This window comes from cyanobacterium endosymbiont of Epithemia clementina EcSB, assembly GCF_029919255.1.
GTDB lineage: Bacteria > Cyanobacteriota > Cyanobacteriia > Cyanobacteriales > Microcystaceae > Rippkaea.
In genome coordinates this window covers 2,126,487-2,151,892 of sequence record NZ_CP123991.1, presented here as the reverse complement: position 1 = coordinate 2,151,892, position 25,406 = coordinate 2,126,487, and the positions used below count along the sequence as shown (strand labels likewise).

General features: G+C 33.4%; 18 protein-coding genes and 1 pseudogene. 10 read left to right on the top strand and 9 right to left on the bottom strand.

Features of this window, described 5'->3' with window-relative positions; genetic code table 11:
* Positions 1-1,076 precede the first annotated feature (1,076 nt).
* The 4 genes from P3F56_RS07110 to P3F56_RS07095 all read left to right on the top strand — a co-directional run bounded on the left by P3F56_RS07110 (position 1,077) and on the right by P3F56_RS07095 (position 5,145).
* Complete coding sequence (locus P3F56_RS07110) at positions 1,077-1,622, top strand: alpha/beta hydrolase (protein WP_281152202.1); 546 nt, start codon at positions 1,077-1,079, stop codon at positions 1,620-1,622.
* Positions 1,623-2,383: 761 nt separating this feature from the next.
* Positions 2,384-2,632, top strand: a complete 249-nt coding sequence (locus tag P3F56_RS07105; protein WP_281152201.1) for a hypothetical protein — start codon at positions 2,384-2,386, stop codon at positions 2,630-2,632.
* 1,252 nt (positions 2,633-3,884) lie between these two features.
* Complete coding sequence (locus P3F56_RS07100; protein WP_281152200.1) at positions 3,885-4,670, top strand: transporter substrate-binding domain-containing protein; 786 nt, start codon at positions 3,885-3,887, stop codon at positions 4,668-4,670.
* 325 nt (positions 4,671-4,995) lie between these two features.
* Positions 4,996-5,145 (top strand): tetratricopeptide repeat protein, encoded by a 150-nt coding sequence (locus P3F56_RS07095; RefSeq protein WP_281152199.1) that lies wholly within the window; start codon positions 4,996-4,998, stop codon positions 5,143-5,145.
* A gap of 1,370 nt (positions 5,146-6,515) precedes the next feature.
* Here the strand turns inward: P3F56_RS07095 and trmB are convergent.
* On the bottom strand, positions 6,516-7,172 hold the full coding sequence (trmB, locus tag P3F56_RS07090) for a tRNA (guanosine(46)-N7)-methyltransferase TrmB (RefSeq protein ID WP_281152198.1): 657 nt from the start codon (positions 7,170-7,172) through the stop codon (positions 6,516-6,518).
* A 56-nt stretch (positions 7,173-7,228) separates the two neighbouring features.
* Here trmB and P3F56_RS07085 point away from each other — a divergent pair, with 56 nt between their 5' ends.
* The 4 genes and pseudogenes from P3F56_RS07085 to P3F56_RS10545 all read left to right on the top strand — a co-directional run.
* On the top strand, positions 7,229-8,323 hold the full coding sequence (locus P3F56_RS07085) for a metallophosphoesterase family protein (protein ID WP_281152197.1): 1,095 nt from the start codon (positions 7,229-7,231) through the stop codon (positions 8,321-8,323).
* A gap of 260 nt (positions 8,324-8,583) precedes the next feature.
* Positions 8,584-10,191 carry a glutamine-hydrolyzing GMP synthase gene (gene guaA, locus P3F56_RS07080; protein ID WP_281153758.1) on the top strand — a complete coding sequence of 536 codons (1,608 nt, stop codon included), beginning with the start codon at positions 8,584-8,586 and terminating at the stop codon, positions 10,189-10,191.
* 158 nt (positions 10,192-10,349) lie between these two features.
* Complete coding sequence (locus P3F56_RS10310; protein ID WP_342637134.1) at positions 10,350-10,487, top strand: hypothetical protein; 138 nt, start codon at positions 10,350-10,352, stop codon at positions 10,485-10,487.
* Positions 10,488-10,635: 148 nt separating this feature from the next.
* Positions 10,636-10,812: pseudogene (locus P3F56_RS10545) on the top strand (SAM-dependent methyltransferase); the annotation flags it as partial.
* Between the two features lie 550 nt (positions 10,813-11,362).
* Here P3F56_RS10545 and hisB read toward each other — a convergent pair.
* A complete protein-coding gene (gene hisB / locus P3F56_RS07070) occupies positions 11,363-12,001 on the bottom strand; it encodes an imidazoleglycerol-phosphate dehydratase HisB (RefSeq protein WP_281152196.1) in 639 nt (212 codons plus the stop codon).
* 226 nt (positions 12,002-12,227) lie between these two features.
* Between hisB and P3F56_RS07065 the strand changes: the two genes are divergently transcribed.
* Positions 12,228-12,758, top strand: coding sequence for a DUF4330 domain-containing protein (locus P3F56_RS07065; protein WP_281152195.1), 531 nt, complete (start codon positions 12,228-12,230; stop codon positions 12,756-12,758).
* 806 nt (positions 12,759-13,564) lie between these two features.
* Here P3F56_RS07065 and P3F56_RS07060 read toward each other — a convergent pair.
* Entirely contained in the window at positions 13,565-14,221 is a 657-nt protein-coding gene (locus P3F56_RS07060) for a DUF4079 domain-containing protein (protein ID WP_281152194.1), read from the bottom strand.
* 243 nt (positions 14,222-14,464) lie between these two features.
* On the opposite strand from P3F56_RS07060, the gene P3F56_RS07055 reads away from it, so the two are divergent.
* The gene (locus tag P3F56_RS07055; protein WP_281152193.1) at positions 14,465-14,620 is read left to right on the top strand and encodes a hypothetical protein; all 156 of its coding nucleotides are present in this window, start codon (positions 14,465-14,467) and stop codon (positions 14,618-14,620) included.
* A gap of 838 nt (positions 14,621-15,458) precedes the next feature.
* On the opposite strand, the gene P3F56_RS07050 is transcribed toward P3F56_RS07055, so the two are convergent.
* From P3F56_RS07050 to P3F56_RS07025, 6 genes are all read right to left on the bottom strand, one after another.
* Positions 15,459-17,396 (bottom strand): FAD-dependent oxidoreductase, encoded by a 1,938-nt coding sequence (locus P3F56_RS07050; protein ID WP_281152192.1) that lies wholly within the window; start codon positions 17,394-17,396, stop codon positions 15,459-15,461.
* Between the two features lie 2,175 nt (positions 17,397-19,571).
* Positions 19,572-19,787, bottom strand: coding sequence for an SDR family NAD(P)-dependent oxidoreductase (locus P3F56_RS07045; protein WP_281153757.1), 216 nt, complete (start codon positions 19,785-19,787; stop codon positions 19,572-19,574).
* 210 nt (positions 19,788-19,997) lie between these two features.
* The gene (locus tag P3F56_RS07040; RefSeq protein ID WP_281153756.1) at positions 19,998-20,558 is read right to left on the bottom strand and encodes a gamma-glutamylcyclotransferase; all 561 of its coding nucleotides are present in this window, start codon (positions 20,556-20,558) and stop codon (positions 19,998-20,000) included.
* Positions 20,559-20,697: 139 nt separating this feature from the next.
* Positions 20,698-21,345, bottom strand: a complete 648-nt coding sequence (locus P3F56_RS07035) for a cofactor assembly of complex C subunit B (RefSeq protein WP_281152191.1) — start codon at positions 21,343-21,345, stop codon at positions 20,698-20,700.
* 1,599 nt (positions 21,346-22,944) lie between these two features.
* Positions 22,945-23,358 (bottom strand): hypothetical protein, encoded by a 414-nt coding sequence (locus P3F56_RS07030; RefSeq protein ID WP_281152190.1) that lies wholly within the window; start codon positions 23,356-23,358, stop codon positions 22,945-22,947.
* Between the two features lie 39 nt (positions 23,359-23,397).
* On the bottom strand, positions 23,398-24,963 hold the full coding sequence (locus tag P3F56_RS07025) for an NAD(P)H-hydrate dehydratase (RefSeq protein ID WP_281152189.1): 1,566 nt from the start codon (positions 24,961-24,963) through the stop codon (positions 23,398-23,400).
* Between the last annotated feature and the right edge of the window lie 443 nt (positions 24,964-25,406).

The following is a 25,406-nucleotide window of genomic DNA, read 5'->3' as shown; positions in this document are numbered from 1 at the left end:
CATTTGAAGATAGTGCTCTGCAAGAACAGTCAAAAATAAAACCAATTACTCTCCTTTTTCAGGTTAACTGATTTGCCCTTTCAGTTGGCTTTGAAACAAATGTATCTTAAATCAAGAGTTGATGATACGTGGTCACCCCCTACCCCCATCTATGTTAGAGATGCTTAACAATGATTAAAATCTATCCAGTCCTTAATTCTAATCGTTGATCGGAGTTCGAGCTCATTGAAGCTGATATAAGATCAAGTTAATTATAGTTTTTTTCATAAAGAGTAATAATCTGTCCCCAAATCGTTATTTTTTTACCATACTTTTTCACAGAATTTTAATAAATAATTTTTTTCATGAAAATTAGACACAATATAAAAAACATTTAATGAGCTAAAATTATGTTTTAGTAAAATATTTATGACTATAAAATTCTATCTGCAGGAACATTTTTCCTGTTGGTAATCACTGACTATAGTTAGATATTACACTTAATTAAATTACTATTTTCCCTAATTCAATCTGATTTAGTTTTTATCTTTTTTAGAAAAGTAAAATAATAGATCAGCTTTCTCTTAGCATGTTACCTTAGCTAGTAGTTTAGCCATCGGCAATATTTTTTTAAAAAAAGTTAATAATAAACATTTTGTCAATTTAGCTAACTTTGTAATTACCGCCACCTTAACTTTAACCGAAGATGCTTGGATTTACCCTACATAACAAGTATTTGCTATTATGTTTGGGAATGGGAAACATTGTCGTAAAACAAGTTAAACAGTAGGAAACTTAGTTACCTCTCTGATGGTCCGCGTTAGGCTAGAAGCCTTATGTGATTTTTGGTTAATATCAAGTCTTGATATACCATAACGGTGGAAGCTAAACTAAGAGATTTAGTTAGATAAAGTGTGTTTTATTTTTTTAGGGAAATGACTACGATTGGGGATTCTAAATAAAAAATATCGAAAGTTAAGGCAGAAGATAGATTTAACACCTCACTAAAACAAGAAGTATCAATATACTACTAAATTTTTGTTTTTTTTACCTGATGTAAAATATATATTAGAAATTATTGAATTTAATTAATAGTGATGAAAAAGTTCATAAAAGTTAGTCTAGTCTATAAGTTAAGCTTAAACTTAATCTTAGGAAATTTTGGAGCACTTTATTCTATTCTACCAGTTAAAGCAGCTGATAAAGTTATACTAAAATATAGTATTTTACGAGAGTCAGTCTGTATTTCTGAGTTAAGTACCTTGGCTAAAACAGGGGAGGTCTCTTCTACCCTAAATTCTTATCTCAAGATAGCAAATAAACAACCTGAAGATTTACGCCGTATCCTCAATCAAAATGTGGATGTCGACCCTATATTTTTATCCAAAATTCTAAAAAGTTTTGCTGGAGATTTCGTATTAGCTCAAGTTGGCCAAGTAATCCATACTCCCTCAAGACGAGCCAATCGGGAATCATTAAGAGGGGCTTTAATAACTTCTGCACTCTCTAATCGTAATATTCAGGTCATCGAAATCTTAGAAAATTACCCAACTTCTGAAATTCATGTAGATGGTGATCGCCTGGCTGATATTTATCAACAAATTGATGCAATAGTAAGTCATATCCCGCATCTTCCCTTTTAATTTAGCAATTCTTATACTAGTAATGATGGATGGAGTTTACTGTTTAAGAAATTAGTGCTCTCAGTCTTTTCCTTAACAGCGATGATTTATGTCCAAAAATCAACAAAAAAACTACTAGTGTGCGTTAGCTAAAAAAGATTCGTCCGAATCTCCTAGACTTAAGGTGAAGTTAAGGTATTATTCAGATCTTGGTTTGTTGTTAATAGGAGAATTTTTAGGCAATTATTTTAAGTTACCGCTTTTTGGGGATAGATTTTCTATTTGAGACAGTCGCCGTTTGGATTGTTCTTCACAATTACGGTATTTTTTGAAAAACTATCGTAGAATTTATTGGTAGTATCTGAACTTATCTGTTGTGAGAACATTCCTACGCTATTATCATCTTGACCGCAGAGACGGTTTTTGTTTCTTTGTTAGTGTGCCGTCGTTCTAATTTAGTTCTACTCGATAGCCTGTATTGGATATTGATCTGGTTTTCATTAATTGGAATATTTTACGGTTAAATTTTACCCGTTTCTAGTTTACGAACATGGTTGATTATATTCAAACTATTATTTAAAGATGAAATTAAAATAAGATTAGAAACTGTTACTATCCCGAATTTAATATCAATTTGATGTGCAGTTACTCCAAAATCTCCAACAAGAACTCAGCAAATAGGCCACTATCAATTTTTCTGAATTAGAAAACAAAATTAAACTTATAAAATAGATATTTCTTCCAAATTTTAGTATGTTTACATCATAGATAGTCAGGGAAATATGCTCCAAGCTTATCCTCAGGTTAACCATAAAGGTATGAGGATAAATTTAACTAAGTTCTCAAATAGTAAGACACGCACTCATCAGCGCGATCTCAAAATAACGGAAGTTTACTGTGATCGCGCTGACAATCTTCTCCAGATTAGAATTAAAGTACTTATTTTTAATGGTTTTGAAGAAGATTTTATTGGAATTATTTATGTTCTTCTTATATTAAAGAGAATCGACAAATTAGTCAATGAGAATTGATCTACTTCAAGGGTTAAACTTATCTCAATCGATAACAAAAATCAGATTATTGCTGATGGTAGACGAAAATAACAAAATAAGAAATTATCTAATTTTTTTAAAAAAATAAATATATTCAACAATTAATAGTAGTACTTAATAAAGTAAGTAAACCTGAGCTCAGGCTCTCTTGGCGGTTAATCATTTGCATATCTGCTATTCTATACGGAAAAATTCTAGTAATTATAGCTTTTCTAGGCTGAGTATTATAAATTAACAGATAATAATCTTAAAAGTTATTATTCCAGTAGTCTACAACTTTAAAAACAATAGTTTCTGTCTTGATTGATTAAGATTATGCTATGTTGGTAATTATATTAATTAGTTTGCTTGTCTCAATAGTCTTGAGTAACTACTTAGCTTCTACTCTATAAAACTTAAATAAGTAGCTCTAAATGAGCGCAAAAAAATAAACATCTATATTGAGGTAATTAATATCTAATTAATATTGCCATACTTTCTATTGTTACGGCAATTTTATGAAATTTTATTTTTTTTATTTAATGCTGTTTACCTTTTATTAAATCTAACTGTATACTATAAGTAAATGATAGTTCTTGCTCTTCTAATTCTGTTAGCAAAATTTTTGGAAAAGCTGGTATCTTGCGCTCACTTTGTTAAAAGTTTTTTATAAACTAAACTTATTTAAGTTTATCTATTATTTGGCTCAACTTAATACTGATTTATTCGACTAAATTTTAAGCACCTACTAAACATTAAAAAATATACTAGATACTAAGCCCTTAGAAGACGTAGCGGTCTAAAGATGTTCAAGTATACTTAAATGGTTAAATAGTGACATAACCAGTTTATAAACAATTGATTGTTTAGGAAAATTTGGAGTAGAATAATTCACAGTTATTATGTCTAAAACCAATACAGAAGAAACTTTAAAGGCTGTTCAACAGATTGTGATTATAGCCAAACCCTAAGATAGGGCAAGATAAAATTACATTCACTGTGGTATTGGTGTCATTACTTATACTTCACGAAATGAAACTATTGACTCAGTCGACCTACGGCCAGATAAACATCTGTATTATTTTATGCTAAAGATCGAAAGCATAATCAGATGGTTGCCCTTACTTAAGATTAAATTAACTAGTTAGGGGGCAATTAAACTGCTAGGAAAAAATTTATGGAAGAAATTGAAATAAACAATTAGCTTGATTAAGATAAGATGGCGACTTGCCTTTATCTCCAATCAACTTTTATGAGAAAAGTTTTCTTAACTTGTCTAATTAGCTTTCTTCTCCCCTTTGGAATGAGTCCGGCTAGAACAGTGGAATTAGACGGAATTCTGCGTCGAGGTAAACTAATTATTGCCGTTAAAGATAATGTTCGTCCTTTAGGGTTTTCTCCTCAAAAAGGACAGCTCCAAGGATTTGAAATTGATGTCGCTCGTCAGTTAGCTGAAGAATTACTCGGTGATCGTCAAGCAGTTATCTTACTACCTGTTACTAACCAAGAACGTCTACAAATGATGATTGATGGCAAAGTTGACTTAGTGATTGCCAGGGTGACAGTAACAGCCTCTCGCAACCGTTTAGTTGACTTTAGCCCATATTACTATCTTGATGGAACAGGAATTATAGCCAAACAATCTTATCTAAAAGGGTTACAAGGATTAGCTAATGGAAAAATTGCCGTTCTTAGAGCCTCTAGTTCCATATCTGTTATTCGTGAGGAATTCCCTCAAGCACAACTGATTGGAGTCAATTCCTATCAAGAAGCCTTAACATCATTAGAAAATGATGCCGCCGACGCCTTTGCCGGGGACAATAGTGTTTTAGCGGGGTGGGTACAAAATTATCCTTCTTATCGTCAGTTTCCTGTCCGTCTTTCGGCAGAAGCTTTAGGAGTGGTGATGCCCAAAGGTTTACAGTATAGTAGTTTACGAGATCGCGTAAATCAAGCGATCCTTCGTTGGCAAAAGTCGGGTTGGTTACAAAAACGGGCGGCATTTTGGGGACTCCCCTCAATAGTTAATAGTAAATAGTTAATAGTTAGTTCATTTATTCTAATACCAATTGTCTATAACGTTAAATCTTATCAATTAAATTCTTCTAATAGTTTATTTATCTGGTGTAATCACTTTTCTGGTAAAATTAACAATTTTTGTTCTATTTCAGATTATTAGAACCCGCCGTACAGAGAATCGCTTTTATAAGTTTCAAGAGAAGTTGCCAAAACAAAGTAGATCTCCTCCAGAGTATTATAAATTTGGTAGTCTTTTCTTAGATAAAAAGTTATATATCCAGTTTATAAAACTTGTAAAAAAGGCATTGAAATGTAAAAAATAAATTTAATCTGAAAACCCAGCTTTGATTTATAATGTCCCAGGTTATGTTTATTTTACTCAGGAGCAGATAGACTTAGTCATTCGTAACTATGAAGAGGCAATTCAACTTTATGAAAAATATGTGATAGCTTTTAATCATTTAGCTAATGCTAATAAAAAAACAACTGATTAGTCAAGTAGTGGAAGCCTACAAATAAACCTTGAAATATAAACCTAAAAACAATATAACAAAGTGTCGCTCTAAGGCGTTTAAAAAGTGTTTAGTTAAGCTGAAATTATTATGAATTACTTCTAGTTGTCAGAGAAAATTTTTGTTTTTATTCTCCATAAATTTAATTTCTTAAAACTGAAGGCTTTATAAAATATTTTAATAAGCTCTTCAATAAAAAGAATGATAGCATGAATAGCCAAAAAATCATCAGTTAGCTAATTATTTCCTAAATTGAATCTGGAATCTGTCTAAGCCTCATTAGCAATTCTATTTCCTCAAAGAACGATTGTATTTAGTATTCACGTAATATTTTTTAGATTTTCGTTCTATATTGAGTTTATTCAAAATAAAATCAGAAATTATAGGATGTGAATTAAGAACGGTCTCTAGTTTCTAAAAAACTAAACATCTATAATTTTACTGAATTTCATATTCTAATTATGTAGATATATTTAACACTATATATCTTGATGCGCTTCTCCTGATAAAATCTTAAACCAAGAAAAGGATAATTTAGAAGTATTGTAGGAAAGGCTAAGTTCAGCACGTTGTTCTCAATGAATTTCTAATGTCCCTAATGTAATTACTTTATAAAAAAATCTAAATTACTGACAGATAAAACTAATGCTGCATTCTATATTCTATTTTTTAGATAAATAGAATATAGAATGCAGCAGAAGACTGAACTTTAATATAATTATGTAATTATGCAAATAAACTAGATATATCACTAATTTTAGGCTAAGCCTAAATTACTCCATTGCTGACTGCATAACCTAAATTTAATTCAGTTAGTTTATATGCTAAATATAAAAATGTTTGTTTAGATTATTTTTTCTTGTATTGACCTTTATCTAAAACTAAACTTGTCTATCTTAACAGTTCATAAATTCAAGTATTAAAATCTAATTATTTGGTTAAACCACAACTAATTCATTCTTTTAGCTATATACAATATATCATCAAGAATGACATTGTTTTTGGATAAATAAGGAACTGGCTCTGTAAAAAAATCTTTTTTATTTTTTTAAAAAAATTGTTGATTACTAAGAAAATAAAAAAATCAATAAATAATCTAAATAATCTAAATAAATATTCCAAAAAACTTATTTATCTTACAATAGCTACTTTTACACCATTAAAATCAATAATTTGAGTAGTAAAATCAAGTAATGGGCTAAATTATATTTTTTTGTGAATTACTAATTTAGATCAAGATATTTATCCCCTCTTACATAAGAAAATAATTTTTGTTCATCCATTATGAATGAGTTTTAAATGTGTTGACATAAAAAAATCTAGACTTATTATTGATTGATTTTTTTCTGCTATTAATAGAGAGAAACTAGTTTATTTAAATTTTTTAGCAATAATCGATAAATATATTTTCCCTTATTAAGAGAAGCAATTTCTCTTTCTGTAGCAATATCAAATGGGTTTTTGGGTAACCAATTTTCTGAATGTTGTTTTACAAAATTAGGATGAGCTAAAAATCGTTCCCCCATTTCTTGAGCAACTATCTTTATATCAGATTGTAAAAATACTGTTCCTCCATCGGCTAAATATTGTGCTAACGTATCGACCAATTCGGCTTGCACAACTCGCCGTTTTAGGTGACGATGTTTAAACCAAGGGTCTGGAAATTGAATTGTCACCCATTGAAGAACATCTGGGCGTAAAGAAGCAAGTAAAGGATTCAAAAATAGGTTAATATTACAAAAGAGGAAATGAAGATTTGTCAATCCTAAGCGATCGCGGTGCTCATTAGCTTCTGTCACTAACGGTTCTCGAATTTCGATTCCTAAGAAATTCGTCTTTGGATACAAAGAAGCCATTTTAAATAAGAACTTTCCCCTTGCACATCCAATATCCAAATGAAGCGGTTGTGCGTAGTTGCCGTAAATATCTTCCCAATGAGGAAGTGTAATTGGTTGGCGGTACTTACCACTAAGTGGATTAACGTGTTGACGAACACGAACTCGTCCCAAAATGAATTCCTCCTATACTTTTCTATAAAAAGAAGACTCTACCATCGTTATAGTGTATGAAATTTCGCTTTGCCATTATCAGTGATCCCCATTTAGCAGTTCCCTACACCATAAACCATGACCATACCCGCTTTTCTATAGTAGAAATTGGTATTTTAGCTATAGAAAAGGTCTTTAGTCATTTAGAAGAACTTGATCTTGATTTTCTTTTAATTCCAGGGGATTTAACTCAGGATGGGGAGCCTGATAATCATTCTTGGTTGCAACAACGTTTGGCGATCTTACCGTTTTCAGTATATGTCGTTCCTGGTAACCATGATGTTCCTACCTTGTATTCAACACAGAACACCATTGGTTTTCAAGAGTTTACCAAGTACTATCGTTTTCATGGTTACAGTGATAGTCGTCAATGTTACTATACCCATGAAGTTTTGCCAGGAGTACAATTAATTGGCCTTAATTCCAATCAATTTAATGACGAAGGAAAACAATTAGGTTGTTTAGATGAAAAACAATTAACTTGGTTAGAAAAATTACTTCCTCAACTTAAAGACCAATTAGTTTTGATAATGATTCATCATAATGTTATTGAACATTTACCAAGACAGGCAAATCACCTCCTAGGTAAACGCTATATGTTGGACAATGCCCCTTTGTTATTAGACCTATTAAAAAATACAGGTTGTAGGCTTATTTTTACCGGTCATTTGCACGTTCAAGATATCGCTTATCATAATAACATTTACGAAATTACGACGGGTTCTTTGGTTAGTTATCCCCATCCCTATCGAATTATAGAAGTTGAACGAACATGTCAAAGAGATATTAATCTTAATATTAAATCCCATCGAGTCGATAGAGTCCCTGGTTGGGAGAATTTAACCACAATGTCTCGTCAGCTACTTGGAGAGCGCTCTTTTCCTTTCATGCTCAAATTATTGACTACTTCACCCTTTGAAATATCTATGAAAGAAGCTGAAAAACTAGTTCCTCATTTAAAATATTTCTGGGCTGATATTGCTGAAGGAGATAACTTATTTGATTTTCCTGAATTTCCTACAGAGATTCGCCATTACTTCCAAAAATTTGGATCAGTTAAACCGGATGGAACCCCTGCCCTAATCGATAATTGCGCACACCTCGAATTATAAAAAAACAAATGATTTTCAACTAGATAATTTTAATGTATCAATATAAAGACTACTCTCAATTTCGATTAAGATCGAGGTTTAAAACAACTTGTAATGGTAGAATTAACGATTAAAACGGTTCAAACGCAACTCTTGCTCTTGATTATTGTCATCTAAGAAAAATAAATTGTTAGCGCACTTTCCAGTCAATTTTAGCAACTTGCAACTGTTAGTCCTTATTGTATAGAATCTCCCTAAACGTGACTACCCAAACGCCTGATATAACCAAACCAACAGAAACTTTCTTAACGAAGCCCGTTGAAGAAAACCTAAATCGCCAAATCCTAGTTATTCTGGACTTTGGTTCCCAATATTCAGAATTAATTGCTCGTCGTGTTCGTGAAACAGAAGTTTACTCAGAAGTTCTATCTTATCGGACTACAATTGAACAAATAAATCAGCTAAATCCTCGAGGAATTATTCTGTCAGGAGGTCCTAATTCTGTCTATGACAGCTGCCCCCCTCAATGTGATCCCGAAATCTTTCACCTAGGTATTCCTATCCTAGGAGTTTGCTACGGAATGCAACTTATGGTTCAACAATTAGGAGGGCAAGTAGAAAGGGCCAAAAAGGGAGAATATGGTAAAGCGTCCCTACATATCGATGATCCCACAAATTTACTCACCAACGTTGAAGAAGGTGCGACCATGTGGATGAGTCATGGTGACTCCTGTACTCAACTCCCCGAGGGTTTTGAAATTTTAGCCCACACCGATAATACTCCTTGTGCGGCGATCGCCGATCATCAAAAGAAACTCTTCGGGGTTCAATTTCACCCAGAAGTTGTTCATTCCGTGGGGGGAATTGCCCTAATTCGCAACTTTGTATATCATATTTGTCAATGTGAACCGACTTGGACAACCGAAGCCTTTATTGACGAATCTATTCGAGAGATTCGCGCTAAAGTCAAAGATAAGCGAGTTTTGTTAGCTCTCTCTGGTGGGGTAGACTCTTCCACTTTAGCTTTTCTTCTCCATCGCGCCATTGGAGATCAACTGACTTGTGTGTTCATTGATCAAGGGTTTATGCGAAAAGGAGAACCCGAAAGATTAGTAGACATCTTCAATAAAGAGTTTCATATCAGTGTTGAGTATGTAAACGCCAGAGAAAGATTTTTGGCACAACTTAGAGATGTCACTGATCCCGAAACCAAACGACGTCTCATTGGACACGAATTTATTCAAGTTTTCGAAGAAGAATCAGATCGCCTTGGACCTTTTGATTATTTAGCTCAAGGAACTCTCTACCCTGATGTGATTGAATCTGCTGACAGTAATGTTGATCCGAAAACGGGGGAACGGGTAGCTGTTAAAATTAAAAGCCATCACAATGTAGGAGGACTTCCCAAAAATCTCCGCTTTAAATTGGTAGAACCTCTGCGGAAACTATTTAAAGATGAAGTTCGTAAACTTGGCCGAGTGATAGGCTTACCTGAAGAAATTGTCCGCCGTCATCCCTTTCCTGGCCCTGGGTTGGCTATTCGGATCCTGGGGGAAGTGACTTCTGAAAGTCTTAATTTAATGCGGGATGCAGATTTCATCGTGCGTGATGAAATTACTAAAAATGGGATGTATCATGAGTTGTGGCAAGCATTTGCTGTACTTTTACCGGTGCGAAGTGTGGGAGTCATGGGAGATAAACGCACCTATGCTCATCCTATTGTTTTACGGTTGATTACCAGTGAAGACGGGATGACTGCCGATTGGGCTAGAGTCCCCTATGACTTACTTGAAAGTATCTCAAACCGCATTGTGAATGAAGTTCAAGGGGTTAATCGTGTTGTTTATGACATTACTTCTAAACCCCCTGGAACCATTGAATGGGAGTAAAACGCTATGCTATGTGAAGGCAAAAGGGAAAAAAGGTAAATTCCCTTTCACCCCCTCTTCCTTATTTTTTAAAAGACCTATTGGTAATCTCAGGAAAGTTCCGGTTGCGTCGTTCAACTTCTGTATAAAACCTATTCCTTTCTTACTAAACTCTTATTATGATGAACTGCCACCTGGGTATAATTGACGATGAAATTGGACGGCAACTTACAATTTCGGTACCGGAACAAAATTTTCTAGACAAGATATTCGTATCTTACGATACAGGGTGTGGAACAGGGGTAAAAACGGAGTAATTATGCTGAACCCCGATACTGACATTGTAGGAATTAATTTGAGTAAAAAAGCCTTAGAAATTGTCTAGGAACGTTTTTTAAAGTCAGAAGTTGCTGCTAAAAACAAAGTATCTATTAATTTTAACTATTTAAAATTAAATGGTTAAAATTAGAAAATGTCGCACAACTACCAGGAGAACTCGCATTAATTGATTGTGTGGGGGAACTTTAATATTTATCTGATCCTATCGCTGGAATTCAAGCATTATCTAAAAAACTGGTCCCAGGAGTAATCTTTCATATTTTTGTTTATGCAGAATTGGGACGTTGGGAAATTAAATTGATATAATAGACGGTTGCTTTCCTTTGAGGAGACAAACAAGAAGACTACAAAGATAGGGTTTTTGTAGTCCGAAAACTTTTGGAGTTACTGCATTAGTTTTTTAAATCCTCAATATTAGGAATTAGAAAAGGAAACTGAGAATACTGAAGAATTAATAAAATAGTTAAATTATTTAAGTAATCACCAACGATATTAGTTGACATAATTACTTGCTCCAGAGAATATTACCCATTACAGATTTTTCTTAGGAAGGCCATCGTTAATAAAAATAGATTGGTCAAAGGATAAGTTACCATTAACCACAATTCCTTGACTTTGTCTGTATCTCTATGGTTGGCCTAGTCAGAGTTTACTCAATTATGATTATCAGTTCGTTGATTTAACCGATGTCGATTTAACAGATTTAGAATACTAGTTTCTGCAAGAGTGTCACGGAAAGACGTTTAAAGAACTATTGATTAATCTTTCTTTGGACTTAACAGCAATCAGGTCATTACAAAAACGGGGATTGCTTATCAAAAATCATTAGTTATTTTTGATAAGCAATAAAATATCAAACTAACATTCCCTTAGAACTAGGAACAGTATCGGAACGACGGAGATCAATTTCTAAAGCCATCCGCATTGATCGCGCAAATGCTTTAAAAGTTGCCTCGATAATATGGTGAGAATTCATACCATCTAATTGACGAATATGTAGAGTCATTTGGCTATGATTAACCAATGCTACAAAAAATTCACGGACTAGTTGAGTATCATAGGTCCCTACTCGTTGGGTGAGAATTTCTAACCCATAATTTAAATGAGGTCGTCCTGAAAAGTCTAAAGCTACTTGAATTAACGCTTCATCTAAAGGGGCGATAAAATGTCCAAAACGGGTTATTCCCTTGCGATCTCCTAACGCTTCAGCTAATGCTTGACCTAGAGTAATGCCTACATCTTCATTTGTGTGGTGATCATCAATTCCTAAATCTCCTGTAGCTTTTACCTCTAAATCAATTAACCCATGAGAAGCAATTTGATTAATCATATGGTCTAGAAAAGGAATTCCCGTTGCTACATGACAAATTCCCTGACCATCCAAATTTAGGGACACTATCACGTCGGTTTCCTTAGTAGTGCGTCTGACGAAAGCACTCCGAGTAGAGAAAGGAATAGAAACGGGAGATTGAGGGGAAGATTGGGGCTGCATAGATTCAACTTAACGGTTCGCTCTTATTGTTTAGGATATCAATCCTAAGGGAATGTGGGTATTTTTAACCTGTCGATGCGTCTGCTTAGTAAAAGACAGTCAAAGACTATGGTAGAATTGTTTTGGTTGGTAACATGTTAGCCTAGATATCTTAGAGCAAGTTAGAGCAAGTTTTTATAAAAATTCTTGATTTGTGTCTAATTGTACTCTAAATTGACTATTTATTATGAAGCTATTAGATTCTAAAGGACGTTTATTTACTAAAGTTAGTATTTTGGATATTGGTGCGGCTTTGGTTATTCTCCTGGTGATTATCGGTATTTTTATTGTTCCTGGGAAATCAGGGGTGAGTACCATCGCGCAAGCATCAAAGAAGCCTATCGAAGTTGATGTTATTGTTCGAGGTTTAGGAGTGCGTAATCCTGAGTCATTGATACAGCAATTTGAAAACAAAAAAAAGACTAATATTGTTATTCGTAACCAACCAGCGGGGGAAGTTGATGTTAAAAACATTCAGCCCCTTCCACGTACAACAGTAGTTCCTCAACCTGATGGATCTGTTAAAGCACTTCCTGATCCTAGACCAGAAGTCGTATTTTTTAAGGATATGATTTTGACTTTAGGAGGAGAGGCTCAAATTACGGACACAGGGGCAGTGTTAGGGAATCAAAAAGTTAAAATTGGTACGTTAATTGAGTTAGAAGGAAAAGATTATAACTTTAACACTAGTACTATTGATGTACGGATTCTCAATTAAAACAGTCTGCTAGCTACAGCCGAGTGGAACTTCCAAACATCGCTGTTTTTAATTTTTGACTCAACGAGTCCACTTAAATTAAATGCTTGACAGTATGTAATTGTTTCTTATTTTGTCTGTGGTGTTTTTTATCTGCTTCTGAAAATAATTTTTCGTCAAAAAAGAGAACATTCTCCATGTTGTGGTGATTTTGTCAATGGCACAGAATCTGGCAGTGATGAGGTCGAAGTAAAGGAGTTTTTCTTAAAACTCCATGAGATTGATGAGAAATAATTTTTTTTCATGTTCTTAAAACTCTATTTCTACCGTCGATACTATATTACATACTCAAAAAATGACTGCCAGACTTAGTAAAAATCTGACTAAATAGTAAGGTAAAGTTTAAATGGGGGTCAATATAAAGTCATTAGGTCACAATTGACTTAGAGATTATTGATAAGACCAAACTTCCCCTTAACTTTCATGTTGACTCTCAATTCAACGTTTGTTGTTTAAGTCAAGTTTAAAATCATGTTGAATCTAGTGGAAACTGTTCAACTTTTTAAATCTTAACCGAAAGCAACCTATTCTCCTGGTGAGGTTCTTTTAAATTCTGGAGACAAAGACCATCTGTATGTATGGCGTGGTTGAAAAGGAGAAAGTAATCGAAACAATTCATAAAGCGTACGATAACTGTGTTTTTTAGCTCAAAGTTGTTCTTGATCTAACCTAATACCTTATATCCAAAACTATATCTGAATTTAAAACCAATTTTTACCTCGTGAAATTGTTATGTCCTGAATAATTTTTCTATATTTGCTTCAAAATTATCCTCCGAGTTTATATTTACCAATTTCTAATAAATCTCTAATCCCTGTCATACCTTGTGCCATAAATAATAACAAAGCGAAACAATTTAAAATAATGTGAACACTGCGCCAACGATTAGAGCAATCTTGATAAATCTCTTCAAGAATAGCCAAAGAAAAAATCATCAGCAAAGCAGCTAAAATACCAAAATAGAAATGAGACATATACCATTGATTATCTCGACGGAATACTCCATCTTGAAATCCTAAAATCACTAGTCCTATTCCAGTTAAAGTAGCAAAAACTCCCCGCCAGTGTTTCTGTCGTGTTTTCTGAAGAATTACCAAAGCAGCAATTGTAACTACAAATATTATTAAAATAAAAAGAAAGAGAAATAAGTTACTTGACCAAAGTCGGTTGTTAATAATGTTTTCCCCAATGGGATATGCTAATCCTAACAAACTAACTCCGACTATCGAACCTGATAACCAACGTCCCATTAAAACATGCTCTCGTCCGACTACTGGAGAAATGTTACTTTTTTTCTTATTTAAAGTTTGTAAACGTCTTTGACGAGTTTGCTCAGCAAAATAAGACACAATACCAATTAAAGGAAAAACAAAAATAACAGCAATCACTGGATGAATAATTAGGAGAAAATCAACTGGCTTCATAACTTCTTCTAGAAATAATTCTGGTGCAGTCTAATAATAGATATTCGATATAGTAATCGATTCTTACTCTCCATATTCTAGTACGTGACGCTTAAAATTAGATGAGATAATGAGATGATTGAAGTTAAGAATATTAATCATAGAAACCGGAGAGAGAATACTCTCGTTATTATCCCTGTTTGGAATGGATAAGCTACCATCATTGATGGTATTACCTCTCTAGATAGTTTAAGGTTAAAGAACATGCAAATCGTAGCTAATGGTAGTAGCGATCATAGTTCAATTCTCACTAAACAAGCAGGGGTTGAAGTCATTTTTAAAACCATATCTGGCTATAGAAAAGCGTATTGGACAGGGTTACACAATTTATCCATAGTCTTTATTACCAGAACGAGATAACTATGATCTTAATTTTGGGCACTAGGAATTTTATATAGAAGGGTCCCCAGTATAAAGATTGAGAAGTCAACTTGTTAGTTTTTCTACTAAATTAAAATAGAATTATACTTACCCTGATTTAGGTCCTTTGTGCCTAATTGCCGTTTTGCGGTAGAAAGCCTTTTAATCGAAGATCTAAGGTTAGGTTGAACGGTAGAAATTCAAGTAAAAGCCATTTAAATCAACTATTGCTTCTTCCTATGTATCCAGGGGATGGCGTCTGGTGATATCCTTGGGAAGGATGCTGACAAACTCTGGAAATTCAGTAGTTGGACATAAATAAACAACATTATGTTAATAAATATTAAGGAAACAGATAAACTATTAACTCATACTGAAAAAAATAGAGAATTTGCTAGCACAAGACACTTAAATAAAAGTATGAATTAATAGAGACATCAATTAACGTAAATCTGATGCTAATTTTTAACTGACTTGAATAATATTTAAACTATAAAACTTAGTTTAAAGTCAGCCAGCTTTACTTAATTTTATTTTTAACTGAACTAAAATTTCTAAAAAATTTTAGTTCAGTATATATTGTCTATTTTGTATATCGTATTATTCTTATAATTTATGTTTTATATTATCCTTGGATAATTCCCTTTTCTTTAGCCATATAAAATTTTGGAATTAAATTAATAGGTTTATCCAGATGTATTAATTTTTCTTGGAAAATCCTAAAGCATTAAGAGAAACAGGTTAGAGATTAAATGACTAAGAAAAATTATTATTATAATAGATTTTCTTTTTGTTAAAATTTTTATAAAAAATATAGAAATAAAAAAAATAAAAAGTTCTAGATTTTGAGTAATCCTGACGGTGCAACTGTTAACAGTGTACGTCTTTGTAACCCTTCTTGATGTAAAATTTCATTAGCTGCTAAAAGTCCACTACTTACTGCACGTTCCATTAAACCACAGGGAAAAGGCATCTTAACCCAATCTCCAGCAAAGCATAAATTTTTGATTTCTGTTGTAGTTTTTGGACGATTATTATAACTGTTAGGAGGATAACCTGAAAAATTATTCTGGTTAACTAATTCCCTATTTAAGCAGTTAGCTCGTTTTAATTCTGGAACAATTTCATATAATTCTTGTTCAAACGCTGTCAAGAGAGATTCTTGATTTGGAAAATCCTTTTCTTTATAACAATAAGCATGTAACTCTATTACACTTCCCCCTGTGCGTTTTGACCACTCAATAAACTGATTTTGAATATGGTGATAAAGAGTAATACTATCGGTTAGTTTATATCCTGAAATAGAGGTAAAATCACTATATTTCCAGTCAAAATCTTGGTCAAACCAAAACCGTCCGACAGCAAATGGATCAGCTGTTTTTAAGGTTACTACTTGTTCAGTAACTTTTGGATTAATATCTCCTTCTACCAACCCCCATAATTGTTTGATTCCAGGAACATCGGTAGCCATAACATAATAATCTGCTTCTAGCATTTTACACTCTTTTGAAGATATAATAGAAATACCAATTAACTGAATTGATGTTTCCTTCTGCTGGTCTATTTTATAGTGAGGTAAATTTTGTTTTGCAGGACCTTTAAATACTTTGCCTTGAGCGTTATATAACGTTCCATGACAGGGACACAAAAAAGTTCCATCCGTTTGTCTACTTACCGTACAACCTTGGTGGGTACAAGTTAAAGAAATTACTTCTTGATGATTTGAAGTAGCAATAAAAACTCGATCACCTGCACCATAGTATGTTACGTGACTATTAGTCAAATAATCATTACGTTCTACCCAAAAAGGAACTTCAGTTTGCGAGTTTCCCTGTTGATAAGTTAGAGAAATAATTTTTTCGTTGTTACAGACAATTTGATTAACAATTCCTTCAGGAACAACTTGTCCCCCATTTTTTTGAATTGCTTTGATAAAAGGTTGAACTAAACTTGTTCCCATGTCATCTTTAGTTCCACTAAAAGCTAATCCTTCAGGATTTCCAAAAAAATAAAAATGGAAAAATTGTAATAATTCTCCTGCACTTAAAATATCAGGTGCATTTAAAGTAGATTTAGCAAAGGGAAGAAAATATAAGTCATAAATTCCTTGGGGAAACCCTTGTTTCACCCATTCAGTTACGGACATATTATCAAATTTTATAAAAGTTTTAGGAATTTGAACTCCTGTAATAGCTCGAAAAACTTCCCAGTGGGAGGGTTTTAGTAAGTTGATTCCCCATTGAAAACGATTAGAAGACCAAAACCAAAGATCAATAATATTCCAGGGAAAAGTTGAGTGACTTGGATAAAAATTTTCTGGTTGATAAAAATTGTCTTTAAAGACAACAGAATAAAACTCTAACGATTGAAATTGATTTGTAATTGACAATTCTTTAGCAATACTATTCAGGTTATAATACTGGGGAAAAAAACCGTGAAATCCATGTTCCATTTTGAAAGTTTCATTACCTACTTGAACTGTCCAACTGGCAATTTTACCTCCTAGATTAGGTGATCTCTCTAATAAAGTTACTTGAAACCCTCGTTGACTTAATTCGTAAGCACAAGCTAATCCTGCTAAACCTGCACCAATTATGACTACAGATTTAGGTTCAGTTGGTCGAGAAGGTAAACTTAAGTTGTCTTGTTGATAGATAAAAGGTTGGAGTTTACTAAAACGAGAATAGCCTAATATTGCTCCAGGTATTGCAACCCCTAAAAGTTTCAAGACAGCACGACGAGAAAGTTTAGGGAAGATAAAAGAGTTGGAAACCATAACAATAGAATTTAACTGTTTTATTAAATTCCTAGGAAAACGTTTTAAGAATATAATATCATTATTACCCCAAATTAGGATAATTAACCATACTTAATCCTCCTAATGAACGAAAAGGCGATCTCTTAAGACTTTAATCCTAACTATTTTTGCAAAGACTGTTTAAGTTTTGGGTCTATCCAATAATAGATATGAATGACTTGTACTGTCTCCGATATGTATAAGCTGTTTTGCGTTTTAATCGCTTGTTATAAGTCTGATAAAACCAAGATAGCTAAATTACTATTCATTCCTAAGAGGAATGAATAGTAATTTAGCTATGAAAAATCAAGAAAATTGAATATAAGCTCAGTTATAGCCCCCAATGGAAACTGTTGCTGTGGCGATTGTTTCCATCATTCCAGGAAAAAATACCTAAATAAAAGTGTAAACTCTCGAAATACCATATTATTTCAATAATATAGGAGTATATATCATGATAAAAGTAAAATTTCTATAAAAATAGATATGACGCCTATAACTCCTGCAAGCTTATGCTCAACAAAGATCTCGGTTAGAACTACCAGACCTGAGGAAAGCTGTCTAATCGGCTACCCCACTGATAAATTTTGTGGCAATTAGCCAATGAAACTGATTAACCATATCAAATTCTAAAAAAGGGAATAATTACTAATTCCTCCCAAAAAATCAAACTTCCTACTTCAAGGAAAAACTAACTTAAAGGAATCCAGAACTCTTTAATGTGTTCTAGTTCCAAAAAATTAGGTATAGTTAAGATTTTATCCTAAATAATTGTTAAAAAGGAAGCACAAGGAGACAGGTGCAAAACCTTTAAATTTCTCACAGAAGAAAATCTGTTTTTGGAATGGTAGAATCACAGTTTAGCCAGTCCTGCCGTGATCGACTGTAAAAGAAAACTGAATTGAGATGATAAATTAATAAAAAAATACCAACTGCAATCGCCCGAGCAAAATTATTCGCTAGAGATTTATTATCTAATTTCCAACAAAAAGTCAAAATAATCGCCGTAACTATAGGTGATACTAAATCTGGTTGTTATACCATTTTTAAAACCTCCAAAAAATTATTTCATTTCATGAATTACTGCAAATTACTGATTAAATCAAGACTTATCTACTAACGTCCATAATCTTTCTGTTGACCATAATTCTGGAGAGTAAGCTGGAAAATATTCTCTAATGATTAGTTCAGTAATTTTTCTCTTTTTGCTATGATGCCATCCGCTATTATCTTTTATGATTAAAAAAATTTTTAGATAGCCCTACATCTTTAGGCAAATGTTCATCAACTAAATTCAGCCATTTTGTCTTCACTCTTTGAATTTAATTCCGTAAGGTTTTTACCGTTAGCTGTTTAAAAAATCCATTAATTGACTCCGATTCTACTCTAAGTTAATAAAAAAAATATCTTTTTTTCAATTTTTAGATATTTTTTTTTATTGTTCAACTTTTAAATATAAATTCTTCTTATTTAAGAGGCTCTTCTTCCTGTCCATATTCCTCAATATTTATCAACTTTCTAGTCTTAATTTTAATTAGCAGGTTAATTCTTTAAGTAGTCTATTAGTTAATAGAGTTTTTTATCCTCTTTACTTTCAGTTCTTATTATTAATATTTTAAACTTATTCTTTTCTCGATTCATTATATTTTCTCATAATTACCTGATCATTATCAGAATCTATTCCTACAGAGAGCTCACTATTTTTGAGAGTTAATCTCTAAAATACTTTCCAAAGTAAATATCATTTTCTTGCTCCTACATTATTTTAAATTTTTAGCTTCGTATCTTAGTTAAAGTTAACTAAGATACGGAGCTAAAAAAGATTTTATAGACATCGTTTTATCTAGCTCGTTGCTCTCTTATTTATTAGATAGTTGGTTTTCACGACTCTCTTTAGTATAATTACCCTAGTAAAAAAGTCTCAATTAGAGGAAATTGTTAAAATGAACAGTATCCTAAACTCAGCACTAAAATAGTCAAAAAAGCAGGAATTATAAAATAAAATCCGATAACTAATCGACTAATTTATTAGCCTAAAAGATAACCGAATTCCTGCTTTTTAAAATTCCTGTCGTAACCCTTCTATCAAAGTGCAAACCACAGATTTGCTCACTGCATAAACCCCTTTTTTCAAGAAAACTAATGATTACTAATTTAATAAAAATTAACAACATAGCCACCCTTATCCTCCATATCCCCAACCACTTCACAAGTGCAAATACACAAAGCCAATACATTCACGTCTAGTATTTCTCGACATACTTGGGTCTCGTAACTAATCAAAGATTCTTTGTGTACTAACCAGTCATTATTAAGCAATACATCTATACCACCCCAAGTTTGACTGATTTTCTCATAAAACTGTAAAATACTGACTTTTTACTTAGATAAACTTAATTTTTTAAAAAATTAAGCCCCTAAACTTTATAATTCTTCGGCTAATTGCCGTAAATTTTCTTAAATACGGGCACAAGCAAATAGCTAAGTAATAGCTGCCAGTCACTAAACAATGGGTGATTGCCTTACCCATGCCACTAGATGAGCCGATCACTAAGGTAACTTTGGGAGATAGTTTTTTACTCACGAACAATTTGCAAGGATAACCTCTCGACTTTGTTGTAACTGGAGTTGGTGCATGTGGTTAAATAACCACCAACAATATTCCTCCGATAACCCACAAGTTACCGCTCCTCGCAATACTACATTTAAATACCAATCATTGGGGGCTAATTCTTGAGGTAGTTTATCAATAACGACATAAGTTCGCACATTTTCATAGAATTTTCCTTCACTGTGAACATCAATATATTCGTGACGATATCCATTGCGGTGAACCTCTTCTCGAGCATCGAGGTGAGCGCTAAACCGCCAAGGAAGATGATATAAAACTCCTTCTACGCGAGAGTTTGGATCACGAACTACATCCAATGCCCCACAATTACGTCGTAGGGAACGACGATAGAATCCTAACCGGTATCCTTTCAAGATAGCGGTTCCAACCACATATTGATAGGTGTTTTCGCCAAAAGTTCGTTTTAAGTCTACAGGACACATACAAGACCCGTAGGCAAAATAATAAAATGATGTTTCCGGCAATACTTGAGGTTGCCAATGACTTCCTTGATGATAAGGATGAGTCATAGAACCTCTTAGATCTGATAGGGTTCGGACTTGGGGTAAGGGGTCAGGGGATAGGTTCATCGGATGTTTTCTTAGAAGGTAAATAGCGGTTGACTTGTCTTTACTGTTCCCTAGCTAAAATGATTGACAAAATACAGACCTATTGCGAGTAGGTTTGTAAGGTATCTGCTAACTTGTCAGCGATTCCCTTAATCCAACTTTCGTCCTGTTTAGTATAACTTCGGGGGACATTTGCTCCCAAAATCAACACCCCTTGGTTTCCTATAGGTTGACATATCACTCCCTGAGTATTTTCAGGGAGATAATCAAACTCGACGCGTCCTGGATAAAGAGGCAAATTAACCAGGTAAACTGGCTTTTCACTTGCCAAAACTCTTTCTAAAATCTTGCCCGGAATCACTTGAGAGTTAACGCCTAAAATCCCTCGTCTCAACACCACTATCCCCTGATAGTAAACCACCAAAGATTTGGTAACGGTATTAGTTAATACTAAATAGGAGGCCCAAGCAAGTTCTTTTTTGATTTCTTTTGGTAAATCGGGAGCCAATTCGAAACCTTGTTCTCCAACGAGGGTAACAGCATCAGGTGATCGTGGTTGAACTTGGTGCCAGATTAACCCTACTAAAATCAAGACCCCATTGAGAATAACTCCTACTACATCGGAACGAGACTGAGATTCCGTTAGGGTCAATGTAGTAAAACGATTAATGAATAAGAGGATACTGCCAAGTCCTCCCGCAAAAAAGGGCAGTAATCGCAAAATTATATTCGGATCTGATTTGTTCATTAACTAGGCTGAAATAAAGATCAAAAAAGAGAATATATCAGTACTCTCTCATATCTTTTTCTATTAATCCATTTTATTGACAGATAGATATCTCTTCCACATAAAGCAATTTTGGCTAATTGCTTTCCTCAGTGATGCTTTATGTGATGTAATTTGGTTACGTTGACTATTTTTGAGAAGCTTCTCCCCTATTGACTTGGTGGGCTACATAGGTTCACAATACATAATTAATTAAGCTTTAACAGCTTTTAGGAGTTACGCATCGAGAGATCAGGTTAAATATAACAAATCTAAAAACATAAATCAATCGCTAACAATAAAGACTAAAAAACTTATAAGTATATCTGTTTTTTAAAAAAAGATAGCTATTAAAACTATAACAAGTAAATCAACGACCAAGTATAATTTAGACTTTTATACTTATCTTTATTGCTATTGCTAAATTTAAGCATTTAGTTTGTATGTTTTTTCAAGATATTTGACGATTTATCTAAATAAACAAGAATTAGGTTTGATGATAGGAACAGCTAAAAATCAACAATTCTCAATAAAAAAACGAGAGTACCAGTTGATTGCAAGTCTAGAGATAAAGAAAAACAGGATAATCATTTATTTAAAAAACTTGTCCCAACTCTTTTGAATAAATGAATAAAAGCTAATATCGTACGATATTAGCTTTTATTTCTCTTTGGTTATTAATATATAAACAGAGTTAATAAAAGTCTATTTTTTAATAAAAAACGACTAATCTTGTTATTAAATGTTACTATTAGGTCCAGAATCAATTATATCAAATCAATAAAATTAAACTATGAAACATGAGGCGAACTTTACTCACTTTTCTAGTACTTTTTAGCTCTTATCAAATTAGCCTTAATAAGGGCTAAAGTTAATTTTAAATTGGCATAAGGTACAAACAGAATCATTCTCTGAGGTTAATTTTAATTAAATTTTTAAATTTAATTAAAATTAATATTAAATATCCTTTTTTCTAGTTCTGCAAAATCTGTTACACAAAATTATTAATATTAACGTCTTACAGACCTTATTCGGGAATAGTTTACTGGCAATTAAATCATTGTCAAGTCAGGTTATACAAGAATTCTACTGATTGTTATTATCCTAAGTTAGGTAGAGTTTTATTGATCAATACATTTAGTTATTTTTGAGAAATTTTAAGTTTGTTTAATCTTAAGATCGTTTTTAGCTGTATTGCGAAATCGTTCTAGGATATCAGTATATAACCGGATTGATACTACTTGATAGCTAGGTTTCGTTGTATTAACTTGACGTCGGGTTCCTAAAGGAGTTAAAGAAAAGAAAATATAAAATATTTTAAAAAGCTCTCATAAAAGTATGAAATAATTTATAGTAGTCAATTTTAAACAAGCTTGCAGTCCGGAATTAAACATAATGAAAGAGGAATGGGATCACATCAAAGCTCATAAAATTGCCAGATATAGAAAGATGTTTGACTATGAATGTGATTTAGCTAAGTCGGTTAAACAAAGTCTTACTCAAAGTAGTTACTATAAAAAATATCAACTAAAGCAATACGAATGTAACTCCAATAACTTAAATATAGAGAGATAAAATAAGTTATTTTTTCTGAGGATTATAGGCTACATCTAAAGCAGCCATAGTAACTTGAGCAGGATCAGTAGTAGTTTTAGCAATCTGACTTTCACCAAAACGCACTCGACCTAATGAAAAATACTGAAGGGTTCCTAAATTAACTAGACGATTTAAAAAATCACTGAGTTCAGTTTCTAACCAAGGAGTTAGGTTCCGCTGCAAGAAAAACCATCCAGAGATTAAACTTGTACGTAGTCCCAGTAAAACAATTCCGCCCCCCCACATCAAAACGCGGTGATGCCAGAAAGGAGTTTTTGCATGAAGTTTGGAGGGATAATGTAACTGAGGTTCCCGTGTTGTGTCTGAATGGGAGGGGTCTGTCCTCATGACTTTTCTTTTCACGCCACCAGTGGCTAACCGCGTTAACGATTTCTTCAACTAAATTATAGAGTCTTCTTAATAGAGTTTTGTTTCTTCTCAATTATTCCAATTCACCTGGTGCAGATAATTGGACAGAGTAACAGCATCTACCCCTAACTCAGTACGTTCTTTTGCTGCTAAAACAGCCGCTTGAGCGTGCCACAAAGCGGCTGTCGCCACCATTTTTCCCCCGTCTATCTCTTTCTCATGAAAACTAGAAATAGTTTGCCCTAGTAATCCCCCGATCAACCCAGTTAAAATGTCTCCACTACCTCCTCGTGCTAAAGCGGGAGTACTCTGAGGAATCAACCAGACATGACCATTAGGGTCAGCGATCACCGTTTTAGCACCTTTAAACAAAATGATTGCACCACTTGCTTTAGCCGCAGCTTGAACAGCCGCTATTCTATCTCCGCCAGGATGCTCAATATCAGGAAACAGCCGTTTAAATTCCCCTAGATGAGGGGTTAAAACCGTAAGGCTGTTTTTCTTTGATAAAGTGTTAATAGTTCCTGATTTAGCTAGGATATTTAACCCATCTGCATCTAAAACTAGAGGACACGATGCTGTTAATACTTGTTCGACTACCGATGTTGCCTCCAAGGTTAACCCCGGTCCACAGGCAATGACATCATAGTTATCAAAGGCTGTGGCTAGGGGGGGTAATCGGGCGATCGTCCCAGTTTCGGTTTCAGGACACTCAATAATTAACGCATCGGGTAACTGACTGACTAACAAAGGTTTTAGGGACTCAGGAATGGCAATCGATAGCATTCCCACACCACTACTACGCGCACCTAAGCCTGTCAAGATACTACCTCCTGCATAGCGACGAGAACCACAAATAAGCAACAAATGCCCCTGTTTGTATTTATGGGTTAATAAGGGACGGCGCAAGGGTAAAAATTGTCGTGCTAGGGTTAGAGTCAGCTGTTTTATGGGGGCAGGTTTGGGTAAAATTGCCCAGACATCTTGAGGAGGAATACCAAAATCAATCCGTTCTGCTTTGCCAATGTAGTCTAGGGCTTGATCTTGAAAATAAATTGGTTTCCACAGGCCTAAACAAAAACTATAGGTGGCTTTGATAGCTGTTCCTAAGACTTCTCCTGTATCCGTATGTAAGCCAGAGGGAATATCAATACTAATGATGGGAATAGAGCTTTGGTTAATAATATCTACAGCCTTGGCAATATTTTCTGAGAGTGATCGTGTTAAACCAAACCCAAATAAGCCATCAATAATCAACTCGCATTTCTCTAAAAATTTAATGTCTTGATAACAGGTGATTCCTAAGTTATGAGCATAATTTGCATGTTGTAAAGTTAATTCTTTTAACTTAGAAAAAGGTCTATATAAACAAATATCATAACCTTGTAAATACAATTCTCTAGCTATAACTAAAGCATCTCCACCATTATGTCCAGGTCCAACTAAAACTCCTATTTTTGAGGTTTTAAACAGGGGATAAAGTTCTTGTATTCGACGAGCCAATAAAATTGCTACTTTTTCCATTAAGGCTGCTACAGGCATCCCGTTCTTAAAAATCAGGGCTTCAATTTCCCTCATTTGTTCTGCCGTAACAACAATACTATCTAGTAGTTTTAGTTGATCAGTTATAGACATTTCAGTTTTTATCTTGAAATAGAATTTTAAGAAAGTTGTTTATTCCAAACCTGTAATCTAATATTCAAAGATATAAAGACAGAATTTGCTCTCAAACAAGAAGTTTATTAACAAACATGTTATACCTATATAATTATAGCAGAGCTTGTATTTAAATTAAACCATGCATGCTAAACTAAAAAATTTGACTGGATTTATATCCATAGCATCAAATCTTCAACTTAGTTAAACAAATGAAATTCTAACTTCAAAATCAATCTCTATTACTGATTATCAAAATTTTAATGGTCTAGAACTATTTCGACTTATCAGAAAATATATCTACAATGTAAGCTTATATTTATTGTAACTAAAATACCAAAAAACTTTGTAAGGAAAGTAAATTAAATAATGATATATTTACAGCTTTTTTAAAATTTAAAAAAGTATCTACTGCAATATAT